The sequence below is a fragment of the Simiduia sp. 21SJ11W-1 genome, assembly GCF_024138675.1.
Lineage (GTDB): Bacteria > Pseudomonadota > Gammaproteobacteria > Pseudomonadales > Cellvibrionaceae > Simiduia.
In genome coordinates this window covers 1,721,518-1,733,955 of record NZ_CP090959.1, presented here as the reverse complement: position 1 = coordinate 1,733,955, position 12,438 = coordinate 1,721,518, and the positions used below count along the sequence as shown (strand labels likewise).

14 protein-coding genes are annotated in these 12,438 nt (G+C 53.5%); 5 read left to right on the top strand and 9 right to left on the bottom strand.

The window, feature by feature from the left end; all coding sequences use genetic code 11:
- Positions 1–60 precede the first annotated feature (60 nt).
- Genes L1F30_RS07605 through L1F30_RS07590 form a run of 4 tightly spaced genes read right to left on the bottom strand, consistent with a single transcriptional unit; the run spans position 61 to position 3,653 of the window.
- On the bottom strand, positions 61–792 hold the full coding sequence (locus L1F30_RS07605) for an S-methyl-5'-thioinosine phosphorylase (protein WP_253361295.1): 732 nt from the start codon (positions 790–792) through the stop codon (positions 61–63).
- Between the two features lie 3 nt (positions 793–795).
- Positions 796–1,908 (bottom strand): mechanosensitive ion channel family protein, encoded by a 1,113-nt coding sequence (locus L1F30_RS07600; protein WP_253361293.1) that lies wholly within the window; start codon positions 1,906–1,908, stop codon positions 796–798.
- Between the two features lie 35 nt (positions 1,909–1,943).
- A complete protein-coding gene (nagZ, locus tag L1F30_RS07595) occupies positions 1,944–2,987 on the bottom strand; it encodes a beta-N-acetylhexosaminidase (protein ID WP_253361291.1) in 1,044 nt (347 codons plus the stop codon).
- 33 nt (positions 2,988–3,020) lie between these two features.
- Entirely contained in the window at positions 3,021–3,653 is a 633-nt protein-coding gene (locus tag L1F30_RS07590; protein WP_253361289.1) for a TetR/AcrR family transcriptional regulator, read from the bottom strand.
- A 142-nt stretch (positions 3,654–3,795) separates the two neighbouring features.
- On the opposite strand from L1F30_RS07590, the gene L1F30_RS07585 reads away from it, so the two are divergent.
- Entirely contained in the window at positions 3,796–4,110 is a 315-nt protein-coding gene (locus L1F30_RS07585) for a DUF6763 family protein (RefSeq protein WP_253361287.1), read from the top strand.
- Between the two features lie 41 nt (positions 4,111–4,151).
- Here the strand turns inward: L1F30_RS07585 and L1F30_RS07580 are convergent, their stop codons facing one another.
- Positions 4,152–4,814 carry a TIGR00730 family Rossman fold protein gene (locus L1F30_RS07580; protein WP_253361285.1) on the bottom strand — a complete coding sequence of 221 codons (663 nt, stop codon included), beginning with the start codon at positions 4,812–4,814 and terminating at the stop codon, positions 4,152–4,154.
- A gap of 147 nt (positions 4,815–4,961) precedes the next feature.
- On the opposite strand from L1F30_RS07580, the gene lexA reads away from it, so the two are divergent.
- Entirely contained in the window at positions 4,962–5,564 is a 603-nt protein-coding gene (gene lexA, locus L1F30_RS07575) for a transcriptional repressor LexA (RefSeq protein WP_253361283.1), read from the top strand.
- A gap of 22 nt (positions 5,565–5,586) precedes the next feature.
- Entirely contained in the window at positions 5,587–6,039 is a 453-nt protein-coding gene (locus tag L1F30_RS07570; protein WP_253361281.1) for a hypothetical protein, read from the top strand.
- Between the two features lie 435 nt (positions 6,040–6,474).
- Here the strand turns inward: L1F30_RS07570 and L1F30_RS07565 are convergent, their stop codons facing one another.
- From L1F30_RS07565 to topA, 3 genes are all read right to left on the bottom strand, one after another.
- A complete protein-coding gene (locus L1F30_RS07565) occupies positions 6,475–6,738 on the bottom strand; it encodes a hypothetical protein (RefSeq protein ID WP_253361280.1) in 264 nt (87 codons plus the stop codon).
- Positions 6,739–7,087: 349 nt separating this feature from the next.
- A complete protein-coding gene (locus tag L1F30_RS07560; RefSeq protein ID WP_253361278.1) occupies positions 7,088–7,594 on the bottom strand; it encodes a DUF6586 family protein in 507 nt (168 codons plus the stop codon).
- A gap of 4 nt (positions 7,595–7,598) precedes the next feature.
- On the bottom strand, positions 7,599–10,301 hold the full coding sequence (gene topA, locus L1F30_RS07555; protein ID WP_253361276.1) for a type I DNA topoisomerase: 2,703 nt from the start codon (positions 10,299–10,301) through the stop codon (positions 7,599–7,601).
- Between the two features lie 359 nt (positions 10,302–10,660).
- On the opposite strand from topA, the gene L1F30_RS07550 reads away from it, so the two are divergent.
- The gene (locus L1F30_RS07550) at positions 10,661–11,410 is read left to right on the top strand and encodes a hypothetical protein (protein WP_253361274.1); all 750 of its coding nucleotides are present in this window, start codon (positions 10,661–10,663) and stop codon (positions 11,408–11,410) included.
- Positions 11,411–11,415: 5 nt separating this feature from the next.
- Here L1F30_RS07550 and L1F30_RS07545 read toward each other — a convergent pair whose 3' ends face one another.
- Positions 11,416–11,910, bottom strand: a complete 495-nt coding sequence (locus tag L1F30_RS07545; protein ID WP_253361272.1) for a hypothetical protein — start codon at positions 11,908–11,910, stop codon at positions 11,416–11,418.
- Positions 11,911–11,997: 87 nt separating this feature from the next.
- Here L1F30_RS07545 and L1F30_RS07540 point away from each other — a divergent pair, with 87 nt between their 5' ends.
- Entirely contained in the window at positions 11,998–12,438 is a 441-nt protein-coding gene (locus L1F30_RS07540) for a universal stress protein (RefSeq protein ID WP_253361270.1), read from the top strand.

Below are 12,438 nucleotides of genomic sequence, written 5' to 3'. Positions count from 1 at the left end.
TGCGCTGTAAAGTAAAAAATTCCACCACACTACCCGCCCGCTGCCCAAGCGCCCTATTGGCTAAACAGCAAACTGCGCCGGCAGCAAGGCCAGCAGGGCCTCAAGCGGTGCGCGACTGTCTTCCAGCACTTGGTAAATAAACTCCACGGTGATTTTGTCTTGGCTTACCCCCGCCGCCCAATTCACCACAATGCACACACTGGCGTAGGCTAAGGCTTGCTCGCGGGCAAGGGCTGCCTCCGGCATTGCCGTCATGCCCACAAGGTTGCAGCCGTCGCGGGCCAAGCGCGCAATTTCAGCGGCGGTTTCCAGACGCGGGCCCTGGGTCACGCCATAGGTGCCACCGGCGTGCAACCTTACTTTGGCACTGGCCGCAGCTGCCAGCACGCGCTCGCGAAGCAAGCCGGCGAAGGGCTCGGCAAAATCCACATGCAGCATGTCGCCGGCCCAAAAGGTATGCTCACGACCCCATGTGTAATCTATCAACTGGTCGGGTAGCGCAAGGGTACCCGGCGCAAAATCCTCGGTAATGCCCCCCACGGCATTAATTGCCAGCACCGCAGTGGCGCCGGCATTTTTTAGCGCCCAAATGTTTGCCCGGTAGTTGATTTGATGGGGTGCCAACTGATGATTTGCACCATGGCGAGATAAAAACAGCAGCGGCACACCATTAAGCTCGGCTCGCACAATGGGCTCGGCCAAATCACCGTAAGGCGTTGCCAGTACGCTGTGGCCTTGCACTGTTAAGCCGGGCATAGATTCCCAACCACTGCCCCCGATAACTGCCAACATCAATCAATCCCTAGTCGGTTGTTCGGCTTTTGCATCAGCCGCCAGGCGAATGGGCTCGGCCACATGCAATGTGGAAGTAGGAAAGGCACACTCGGCGCCATGGCCTTCAACAATTGCCAGAATTTTCAGCAATACATCTTGTTTGATCTCGTGAAACTCTACCCAGTTAGTGGTTTTGGTAAAGGCGTACACGAAAAAGTCGAGCGAGGAAGACGCAAAAGCATTGAAGTTCACAATCAAGGTTTGATCGGTATCAATTGCCGGGTGTGCCTGCAACATGGCCTTTACATCCTCCACTATTTTATCCATGTGCGCCGCGTCGTCGTAGCGAATACCAATGGTTTCGTAAATGCGGCGGTTCAGCATGCGCGAAGGGTTTTCCACGGCAATTTGGGTAAAGATAGAGTTGGGCACGTACAAGGGGCGCTTATCGAAGGTGCGAATACGCGTCAGGCGCCAGCCGATGTGCTCAACGGTGCCCTCTATGGATTTATCGGGCGAGCGCACCCAATCACCCACCGCAAAGGGGCGATCCAAATAGATCATCAGGCCGCCAAAGAAATTCGCCAGCAAATCTTTGGCCGCAAAGCCCACCGCTATACCACCGATGCCGCCAAAGGCCAGCACACCGGAAATACTGTAACCGAAGGTCTGCAGCGCCACCAAAACTGCGGTAATAATTACCGAAAGCCGCAACAGCTTACCCAGCGCCATGACGGTGGTTTCATCGATGGGGGCATCCATGAACTCGGGGCTCATGAGGTTTTGTTCCGCGCGCGCAATGAACCCCACAATAAACCAGGTCAGCAGCGCGATAATGCCGGCTGTGCGCAGCGGTTCTACAAAATTCAGAATGTCGGTATCGGTTGCCGGCGCCACCACTTCCGCCGCCCAGCTAATACCCACCAGCCAAAACGCCCACTCAATGGGGCGCTGCGCCGACAAAAACAATGCATCGTCCCACAAACTTTTAGTGGCACCGGCGTGCACTACCAAGCGCCTGAGCGCACGGCGCACAATGAATGCAACAATGAGCGTTGCCGTAACCAGAATAAACACTTCCAGCATCCAGGATTCTATACCCAGTGCCGCGATTGACTGCTTTAGTTGTTCCATTAAACCCACTCTTATCTAAATAGTTGCGCGCAATGTTATTGCTGCGGTTCACCCACAGCGACTGCGGGCGCATCAATGCCAGGCAAGCCACTCACCAGGTGCTGCCAGCGCGACATCTGGCGCAAGTCATCCCAGTGCACCCTGCGGCGCATGCGCATAGATGCTATCCGTACAGAGGGTGCGGTAGCACAGGCCTCAAGGTGCTTAACCACCTGCCAGCTACCCGCGCGATCATTACACACCAACACCATATCGCACCCAGCGCCAAGGGCTGCATCAGCACGCGCGGCATAATCACCGGCACTGTGGGCACCGGCCATACTTAAATCATCGCTAAAAATCATACCCTCAAACCCCATATCCTGACGCAGGCAACGGCCCAGCCAATGTGCTGAAAAACCAACAGGGCGGGCATCAACTTGGGGGAAGACAATGTGTGCGGGCATCACCGCATCCAACTGCGGCAACAACTGCTTGAAGGGCACCAGATCGTGGGCGGCAATCTCATCAAAACTGCGCTCATCAACGGGCTGCACCAGGTGGCTATCGCCGGTTACAGAACCATGACCGGGAAAATGCTTACCCGTGGTGGCCATACCCGCCTCATGCATACCACGCATGAAGGCACCGGCAAGCTGCACCACTTCTAAAGGCTCAGGCGAAAACGCGCGATCAGCAATCACCTTGCAGTGGTGATCATCCACATCCAAAACCGGCGCGAAACTGATATCAATACCCGTAGCCAACAGCTCACTGGCCATCAACCAGCCCACATCTCGCACTGCGCTTAAAGTCGCTTGCGGGTTTTTGCGAAAATCCGGTAAAAAACTTTGCATTGCGGGAATGGCTGAGAACTCTGTGCGAAACCGCTGTACGCGCCCGCCTTCGTGATCTACCGCGATAAGAATATCCGGGCTGCACTCGCGCACTGCCTGCACAAGCGCCTGTAACTGAGTGAGGTTTTCGAAATTTCGGCTGAACAGAATCAAGCCGCCCACCTGCGGATGCCGCAACAGTTCTGCATCCTCAGCAGACAACGCCGTGCCTGCCACATCCACCATTACCACACCCGCTGACATGGGCCCCTGCCTCATTATTGTAAAAGCGGCATTCTACTTGACAGCAAACATCCCTGAAAGTGCGGGCACCATCATTTGGGTTGTGCCTACCAGCGTGCTGTCTTGACCGAAATCCTCTTTGAGAATGGCGCTGATTGAATCGAAACTTGAAAGTGTAAAGATGGTGGCCCCTAGCATGAAATACAGGCGCCAGTAAAAGGTGACCGGATCTATCTCGGGTGCCGCTTTTTGCAACAGGCCGGTAAAGCGCTGGTAGTGTTCACCGTAGCGGGCAATGATAAACCGCCGAATATGGCCCTGCGACTGCGCGTAGGCCAGCCCCAACAGGCGCATAAACCGCTGGGCCGCCAAGCTGCCCTCCTCGGAACCATCGCATATGGTGGAAAACAGGCAATCGAGCAAGTCTACCGGGGTAAGCATTTCACTGCCCTTGCGCTCCACGAGCTTCACCAGCGAACGATCCAGCTCTTGGCAGAATGGCGTTAAAAAACGTGCAAACACCGCCTGAATCAGCTCCTTTTTGGAGCCAAAGTGATAATTTACCGCCGCCAGATTGACCCCTGCCGTGCTGGTAATGGTGCGCAAGGAGGTTTCGGCAAAGCCACGCTCGGCAAATAAGGCTTCTGCGGCATCCAGAATGCGGGCTACGGTATCAGGCTGGGACATGCGAACTTCTCTGGCAGGGCTTATATTATGGTTAGCGCATAAGATTGAGGGCGCCTTTCAATATCGAACATACGTTTACATGAACTGGGTGTCAAGGTGGCCGCAAGGCACCGCGCGACTACGCAATGGGAGGCCATAAATCATGCTCACACCACACACCGGGCAGTGGTACAACAACCGCGAAACCAACCAGTATTTTGAAGTTGTTGCCCTGGATCCCGATCACGCCACTATTGAAATCCAATACGCCGATGGCTCGCTAGATGAAATAGATGCCGAGCTTTGGCCAGAACTCACGCTCGCAGCCGCTGCCCCGCCAGAAGACCCAACATCAGCCTATGAAACCGGGCCTGGCTTAAAAAGCCAATGCGGCATAGATGGCGAGCACCCAATCGAGCCGCTGGACATTGAAAAGTTAGAGGCACAACCCTTTACCGGCACCGAGGCCGACGACTAGCGGCCGCCTGCAGCCAACCAAACGCAACAGCTGCCTTTAACCTATACAACGGGCGCTTGTTGCACGCCCATTGCAGAGGCCGCGTGGGCCTTGATAATGTCAGCCGCCTCTTGAGCGGTATCCACTAATTGAATCAGCTGTAAATCAGCTGCACTGATATACCCCTGCCCCGCCATGGTCGACTGCATCCAATCCAGCAGCCCCTGCCAGTAGTTGCGGTTAACCAACACAATGGGAAACGGCGACACCTTACCAGTCTGCACCAGCGTTAACGCCTCATACAGCTCATCGAGCGTGCCGAAACCGCCGGGCATAATCACAAAGCCAACGGCATGCTTCACAAACATGAACTTGCGTACAAAGAAATAACGAAATGTCAGGCTGATAGTCTGAAAAGGATTGGGCGCCTGCTCCATGGGCAAGGTGATATTCAACCCGATAGACTCCCCGCCCGCCTCTTGGGCACCCTTGTTAGCCGCCTCCATAACTCCCGGGCCACCACCGGTAATCACAGGAATACCAGCCTCCGCCAAGAGCTTACCCAACAGCTCTGCATCGGCGTAATGCGGGTGAGATTGCCGGGTGCGCGCGCTGCCGAACACTGTCACTGCGCCACGCACTTTAATAAGCTGCTCTATACCATCAACCAGCTCAGACTGAATCCGTAGCACCCGCCAGGCCTCGGGCATTTTTGCATCAAACATAAAAAACTCCTTTTACTTCAAAGAATTAGAAGCCAGAGCTCCCTTTTCAGTATAGCTATGATGCCTAAGTGCTTGCCGAATATATTTTACTGTATATAATCACAGCTACTGTATAAAAAAACAGAGCGCCCGCTCCCTGGAGACCCAATGATCAAGCTCACCGCCAGGCAACAAGAAATTCTGGATCTCATCAAACGCTGCATTGATGAAACCGGCTACCCACCTACCCGCGCTGAAATTGCACAGGAGTTGGGATTTCGCTCTGCGAATGCCGCTGAAGAACACCTGAAAGCGCTGGCCCGCAAAGGCGCCATTGAGATGGTGGCCGGCGCCTCGCGTGGTATTCGGTTGCCGGAATCTGAAACAGGCATTCCACTCATTGGGCGCGTTGCGGCAGGCAACCCCATATTGGCGGAAGAAAATATCGAAGAGTACTGTGAAATCCCGCAGAGCTTTTTTAGCCCTGCAGCAGATTACCTGCTGCGCGTAAACGGCATGAGCATGAAAGACATCGGCATTCTCGATGGCGATTTACTGGCAGTACACCGCACCACAGAAGCGCGCACCGGTGACATTGTGGTTGCCCGCATTGAAGATGAAGTTACCGTAAAGCGGCTTGAACACCGCCGCGGCAGTGCGCAACTTAAATTGCACCCGGAAAACCCCGAGTTCTCGGTTATTGAAGTTGATTTAAAGTCGCAAAATTTTGCTATTGAAGGGTTAAGTGTTGGCGTTTTACGCCGCAACTAAGCCACTTAAAAGGTATTCGGTTATGGCCATTGCACTCCAGAACAATAATTCAGCGCGCGCAGCCCTTGCTGCGCAAGAGCCCAAAACCTGCACACCCACAAGCCGCATTACCGAGCTTGTAATCCCCAAAGGTGATCAGCAGTCGATGCTGCTACCCATGATTTGCTTTCTGGGCAACAACAACCAGCGCCAATGGCTCACACTCATAAGCGTTCGCAGCTCGCAACAGCACACCTTAAAATCACAAGGCGTAAACGCTCAAACATTGCGGGTGATCCAGGCCAGCAGCCATAACGATGTGTTGTGGATGACCTGGGAGGCGCTTAGCAATGGCACAAGCCACACGGTAGTTGCAGAGCTACCCCCACAACCAAAAGATGTACTAAAAGAGCTGGAACGCGCAGCCCATGAAGGTAACAGCCGGCTCATTTTGGTCAGCCAACGAGGGCATGAGTTCGGTAATTTTGGCGGCTAGCGGCAATAGCTGTTAAGCATGCAAAGCTACGCTTTGTAAACAAGAGCTAGGCCGCTTAATACCTTTAAAAGCACACGGCTGAAGTACCCATTAAGCCTTTGGCTTATCTTTGGTTTATGTTTGCTTATGTTTGTATATGTTTGTATATGTTTGACTAGAAACTGCCCTAAGGCATCACTATTGACGCCCACGCCATACTTAGCCTACTTGCACATAAACCACAGGCTAAGTTTGACACTAACGCGAGCCATGGGCGTATAAAACAGGCACATGCACTAACCTGCCGCGATGCACTGGCTCAAGCCGCTAACAGAAAGCAGAAAAGCACCGCACGGGAATTCAGATTACAACCAGGTCTGGCAAATCCGCACACCAAACGGATCTACCGAGGGTCACGCAATACGCGCTGTTGCGCAATGCACAGCTTAGGCGGGTTTAATGCAGGGTTTTGGAAACCAGCTCCTCATCAAGCGAGCCTGCGGCCTCTTCCTGATCAGATTTTTCCATGGCCACTTCACCAGCGGCTTCCATACCCGCCTCGATCATTGCTTTGGCCACATCGTATTTCGCCTCTTGTAAGAAATATTGTGACTCCTCAGAAAAGCGAATGGTCACTAAAGGCTCCCCTTCCTCGTTGGCGCGGCGCAGTGCAATCTCGCCCGAGGCAAGCTCAATTATTTCGTACAGATCAGAGGACATAACAACTCCCAAACAAACAGTGGCACTATTCTACCAGCAATTGGCGATGAGTTCCCGCCAGGCCATAGCGGCAAATAGCGGCATCCAGCAATTGAGCTATCTTGGCCGCCTGGGTGATTAAATGGCGTTTAAACGGCCACTGAAGGTGCTTGAAAGGTGCTTGAAAGGTGCTTGGAAGTTACTTGGAAGGTGCTTGAAAGATACTTAGAGGATGCCCGGAAAGTGATTGGGTTAATGAATTGTGGAAGGGTGTAGGTATAGCCCTGCAACGCTCTAAGCTGCCAAACTTCAACGCGATTTAAAAAGGCGCAGGGTTTAACCTACCATTAACCTACCAGGTAGCGCCCGGTTAGCACTCATCGCAGAAGGCGCGATTGCGCTGAATAATCTCATCCAGTGCGGCAAGCGACGCCTTTGCCAGAGCCAAATCAAATACCCGGGGTTTGGATACCGCAATCTTATCTGAAGCCAATATCTGGCTGTTTGCGCCACCTGCCTTCCCTGCGTCCGCTCCCGTATCCGCTGCACTGGCCTTGCCCGGTGCGGGCAAGGCCAGTAGTGAGGCCAGCCAGGAATCACCGGATTCAAGCCTTAACAGCTCGCGCAGCTCTGCTGGCACTTCGCGCCCGGCGGGAATGGCTTGTATGACATCGCGCGCGGTTTCTGGCAGCTGTGCCGTGCTGCGCAACGCCTGCGCAAGCTCTGCAATAAATGCCTGATAACAGGCCTTGAGGTGCCAGCCCAGCGCTTGCACTAAACACTGCTGACGCCAGGGTAAATCACTTTGCTCAAATTGTGTTAATAGCAGCCGGCACCAAGCCAGCTGCTGGTTAACGTGAGCGCGTGCACTTTGCATAGGGCTAAGACTTAGTAGCTTTCTTGGCGGCCGCTTTTTTAGCCGGCGCCTTTTTGGCAGCAGCTTTCTTGGGCGCGCGCTTGGTGGCCTTATCTACAACCCACCTGCCGCCCTCGTAAACCGCTTTCCAGCCACTGGCTTTGCCGTCTACCTCCGACTGCACATAGTGCACCTTTTCTTTGCGGTTAAAGCGCACAACCGTGGGGTTGCCATCATCATCTGCAACGGGCGCACTGAATAAAAACGCGTACTTGCTATCAATTTCATCTTTGTGGGGCAGCAGCTCACTCAACAAGGGCGCGCGCGTTTCGCGGTTTTTTGGGAACTGGCTGGCCGCCAGGAACAAACCTGCCGCGCCATCACGCAAAATGTAATGATCATCAACCTTCTGGCAAGCCAGCTCCGGCATGGGTACCGGATCCATCTTAGGTGGTGCGGCCTCGCCATTTTTTAATAACTTCCGGGTGTTTTTACACTCGCTGTTTGTACAACCAAAGTATTTGCCAAAACGACCGGTTTTCAGCTGCATTTCGCTGCTGCACTTGTCGCACTCCAACACCGGGCCATCATAACCTTTAATCTTGAAGGTGCCCGTTTCTACTTCGTAACCGGCACAATCTGGGTTGTTGCCGCAGATGTGGAGCTTGCGTGTTTCATCTAGCAGGTAGCTGTCCATTGCGGCCTTGCAGAGTTTACAACGGCGCTTGGTGCGCAGCAGGCGGGTTTCGGCTTCCTCGTCGTCTGCACTGATAGCTTCATCACCAGATACCAGGTTCATGGTGTTTTTACAGCGCTCTTTAGGTGGCAACCCGTAACCTGAGCAACCCAAAAACACACCGGTAGATCCGGTACGGATTTGCATGTGCCTGCCGCAATTGCCGCAGGCAATGTCGGTATCGGTTGGGTCGTTGGCGCGCATGCCACCATCTTTCGACTTGGCAAGCTCCAGCTTTTTGGAAAAGTTCTCGTAGAATTCATCCAGCACTTCACGCCAGCCGCGCTCACCTGTGGCGATCTGATCCAGCTGCTGCTCCATCTCGGCGGTAAATGAGAAAGCCATCAGGTCATCAAAACTTTCCACCAACCGCTCGGTTACGATATCGCCCATTTTTTCAGCAAAAAACCGGCGGCCTTCCACGCGGGCATAACCGCGATCCTGGATGGTGGAGATAATGGCAGCGTAAGTGGATGGCCGACCGATACCGCGCTTTTCAAGTTCTTTAACCAATGCCGCTTCCGAATAGCGTGCTGGTGGTTTGGTGAAGTGCTGATTAGGCTCCAGCGACAAAAGCGTTAGAGCATCGCCCACTTTTACATCCGGCAGCACCACGTCTTCATCTTTTTTGGCAGGCGCGGGCATCACTTTCATGAAGCCGTCAAAGCGGATTACCCGCCCGCGGGTGCGCAGTTCATAGTCACCAGCACCCACCACTATGGCGGTAGAGGTAAATTCTGCAGGTGTCATTTGGCAGGCCACAAAGCGTTGCCAAATCAACCCATACAGGCGCTCAGCATCGCGCTCCATGCCTTTGAGGTGCGCGGGCATCAAGCCTACATCCGACGGGCGAATGGCCTCGTGCGCCTCTTGCGCACCGTCTTTGCTGCTGTACACATTGGGCGATTCCGGCAGATAACGCTTACCGAAATTATCCACAATGTAATCGCGGCAGGCCGCAACGGCATCGGCTGATAAATTTGTGGAGTCGGTACGCATGTAAGTGATATAGCCCGCCTCGTACAGGCGCTGAGCCATCATCATGGTCTTCTTGACACTGAATCCCAGCTGGGTAGAGGCAGCCTGCTGCAGCGTAGAGGTAATAAATGGCGCCGAAGGCTTTGATTTAGTGGGTTTATCTTCGCGCTCCACAATGCGGTAGTCTGCATTTTGAAGGGCGTTAACCGCCACTTGGGTTTCCGCCTCGGTGAGCGGCTTGAACGCCTGACTTTGGTACTTTTTAACTTCAAATCGCAGCTTCTGGGCGTCGGTTGTATTGAGGTTGGCGAACACATCCCAGTACTCTTCCGGGATGAATGCCCGAATTTCCTGCTCGCGCTCAACCAAAAGCCGTACCGCAACCGATTGAACGCGCCCGGCCGATAGCCCGCGCGCCACCTTCTCCCAGAGCAAGGGCGATACCATGTAGCCCACTACCCGATCCAGAAACCTGCGCGCCTGCTGCGCGTTGACACGATCAAGATCCAGGTTGCCCGGCTTTTCAAAAGCACCCTTGATGGCACTTTTGGTAATTTCATTGAACACCACGCGCTTGTAGCGGCTGTCGTCGCCGCCAATGGCCTCACGCAGGTGCCATGCAATGGCCTCTCCCTCGCGATCCAAATCCGTTGCGAGATAGATTTCATCGGCTTTGGCAGCCAGTTGCTTAAGCTCGTTAACCACCTTTTCTTTGCCGGGCAGGATCTCGTAGTGCGCCTCCCAGCCGTTTTCCGGGTCGATACCCATGCGGTTAATTAACTGCTCACGTGCCTTCTGGGCCTTGTGCGTGGCCTTTTCTTCGGGCGATAACTTACGGGTAATGGCCGCCTGCCGGGCACGCTCTTTAGGGTCTACCGCGCCCTTGGCACTGCCGCTTGTTGGCAAGTCGCGGATATGGCCGACACTGGATTTAACCACGTAATCACTGCCAAGGTATTTATTGATCGTCTTTGCCTTGGCGGGTGATTCGACGATAACAAGTGATTTGGCCATATAGGGTCTCTAATTGCTTGTATTGTTTCTTTATATAGTAGAAGCGTGATTGCGCACGTTACGTTATTTATGCGCGAATGACGATCCTTCGCACTCAGGGTGCGCATATATAAAACCTCAACGCCAAAGGGTCAAGTGATTACTTTTTAGCACACCTCGGCCCAGGCCGGCTTTTATTCGCCTTTTTACTGCCGCCCTACAGCCTTAACAACGCGGCAAAAATACTAGTTAAGCGATTGTTTTTACTAGCAATTTATTCCAATAAATTAAAGTTAGGCCAGCCCCGGCCGACAACCGGCTTGCTACACTCTAAATGGCTGTAAGATTTTTTTGTGCTAACCGGGTGCGAGGGGCAGACTTTGACCAGCCTGATTATTTTTTGCGCGATTGCAGTTTTGTCGCTTTTGGTGGTAAGCCTGGCCAACCAGCGCCAAGAGCGCCTGCGCTCGCGTCGCATTCGCCTGCAAAAAATAAAACTGCGTGTGGATGAGCTGGAAACGCTGCTGATCCATTTAACGCATTTACTGGAAAATCCTGACGTTTTGATACAGATCAACGATGAAATTGTAGATATGTACCAGGCAATGATCGATCTGGACTCAAGCCTCCCCTACCTGGAAGCGGGCCTGAACACCGCACAGCAACGGGCGTCTCAACTATCTACTAATCAATCGCTCAAACCCCGGCGCCTGCTTGAAAGCGATGCAAAAATTGCGCTTGCGCAAAAACACCTTACTGAAGCTGCCAAGGTTATAAGGCATCGCCAGGCGCATGCAAAAATATCAATGGAAGAAATGCAATTATTTGTGCGCGAGCTGAGTTACCAGCACTTGATGGTGGATGTGATTTCCATGGTTGGCCAAGGCCACAAGGCCATGAACAAGAGTAACCCGCTGTCTGCACACGCCTATTACAAGAAGGCGCGCCAGATGTTGATTTCATCCACCCACTCAGACCCACGCCGACATCAAATGATCAAGCAGGTGGCCGAAATGCTCGACGGCAAGCGAGTCTCCTTAAGTGAAGAGCTCATGCCCGAAACCTTCTTAAACCCCGACGCGCCAGATGAATCCAGTGATCAATTGCTAGACGACATGCTAGACGACTAACGCAGTTAGGCGGCCAATTTATCATTCAATTTATTTTGCATTTCAGTGAGCCAGGCCATAATGGCTTGCAACTCAACTTCGCTTCCCCTCTCGCTCCAATTTACGCCAAGACCTTCTGCACCGGCAGATACCCCCATGACGGATACCGGCAGCGCGGGAATTTCCTCTGCCAGCAATGCTTTCACAGCATCCGGCACTTGGGTTGAGTTTTCCCACGACCAAACATCATTTAAATGGATTTCATGGACATAGTCTTTACGAACCAGCGCCCACTGCAGTGATCGCAAGGGCTTGTGCACCCAAGGCATGGCATACAAGGCTGTACCGGCAAGGGCTTTGTTATTGCCTGACGCCAGGCGCACCCTTAAGCCCGCCCGGTTGGCAATACCCCGAAGCTTTGCGAGCTTGCGCTGGCCGCCACTGGGTTTAAACATCATTACCGGGCCCACGGCCAGGGCCACAACGGCAATAATCAGCAGCCAGCTATTCCAATCTGACATTTCAAACTCCCACTATTTGTGTGTGCTTTAACAAATCCCGAGACCGCGTTAGTATCGGGTGGTAGATCCCAGCCAAAGGAGTGTTTTATGCAAGCCTATCAGCAGATCATCATCGGCGTAGACCTTTCACCGGAATCCACCCAAGTCATCGAGCGGGCCAGGCAACTTGGGCAGCTGTGTAGCGCCAAGCTTCACCTGGTGCATGTTCTGGAGCCACTGACATTCGCCTATGGCGGCGACATCCCGATGGACCTCACGGAAATTCAAACACAATTGCAAGCGCAAGCAGAGCAACAACTGCACAAATTGGCCAGCCAATACGGCATTGCGCAATCAGATTGCCATTTAAAAGTGGGGCAACCGGCCGCCGAGCTGCATCACATTGCCGGCGAGCTTAACGCCGATTTAATTGTGGTGGGCAGCCACGGCCGCCAGGGGCTCGCGCTGCTGCTTGGCTCTACCGCCAATGGCGTGCTGCACGGAGCCAACCGCGATGTATTGGCAGTGCGTGTTGAAGAAAGCGACTGA

Bases quoted from the DNA above. Each gene is read 5' to 3' on its own strand.
- L1F30_RS07585 (WP_253361287.1), top strand. From the start codon at position 3,796: ATGCTCACACCACACACCGGGCAGTGGTACAACAACCGCGAAACCAAC.
- L1F30_RS07600 (WP_253361293.1), bottom strand. From the start codon at position 1,908: ATGGAACAACTAAAGCAGTCAATCGCGGCACTGGGTATAGAATCCTGG.
- L1F30_RS07540 (WP_253361270.1), top strand. From the start codon at position 11,998: ATGCAAGCCTATCAGCAGATCATCATCGGCGTAGACCTTTCACCGGAA.
- lexA (WP_253361283.1), top strand. From the start codon at position 4,962: ATGATCAAGCTCACCGCCAGGCAACAAGAAATTCTGGATCTCATCAAA.
- L1F30_RS07580 (WP_253361285.1), bottom strand. From the start codon at position 4,814: ATGTTTGATGCAAAAATGCCCGAGGCCTGGCGGGTGCTACGGATTCAG.
- L1F30_RS07590 (WP_253361289.1), bottom strand. From the start codon at position 3,653: ATGTCCCAGCCTGATACCGTAGCCCGCATTCTGGATGCCGCAGAAGCC.
- L1F30_RS07605 (WP_253361295.1), bottom strand. From the start codon at position 792: ATGTTGGCAGTTATCGGGGGCAGTGGTTGGGAATCTATGCCCGGCTTA.
- L1F30_RS07565 (WP_253361280.1), bottom strand. From the start codon at position 6,738: ATGTCCTCTGATCTGTACGAAATAATTGAGCTTGCCTCGGGCGAGATT.
- L1F30_RS07570 (WP_253361281.1), top strand. From the start codon at position 5,587: ATGGCCATTGCACTCCAGAACAATAATTCAGCGCGCGCAGCCCTTGCT.
- L1F30_RS07560 (WP_253361278.1), bottom strand. From the start codon at position 7,594: ATGCAAAGTGCACGCGCTCACGTTAACCAGCAGCTGGCTTGGTGCCGG.
- nagZ (WP_253361291.1), bottom strand. From the start codon at position 2,987: ATGTCAGCGGGTGTGGTAATGGTGGATGTGGCAGGCACGGCGTTGTCT.
- topA (WP_253361276.1), bottom strand. From the start codon at position 10,301: ATGGCCAAATCACTTGTTATCGTCGAATCACCCGCCAAGGCAAAGACG.
- L1F30_RS07545 (WP_253361272.1), bottom strand. From the start codon at position 11,910: ATGTCAGATTGGAATAGCTGGCTGCTGATTATTGCCGTTGTGGCCCTG.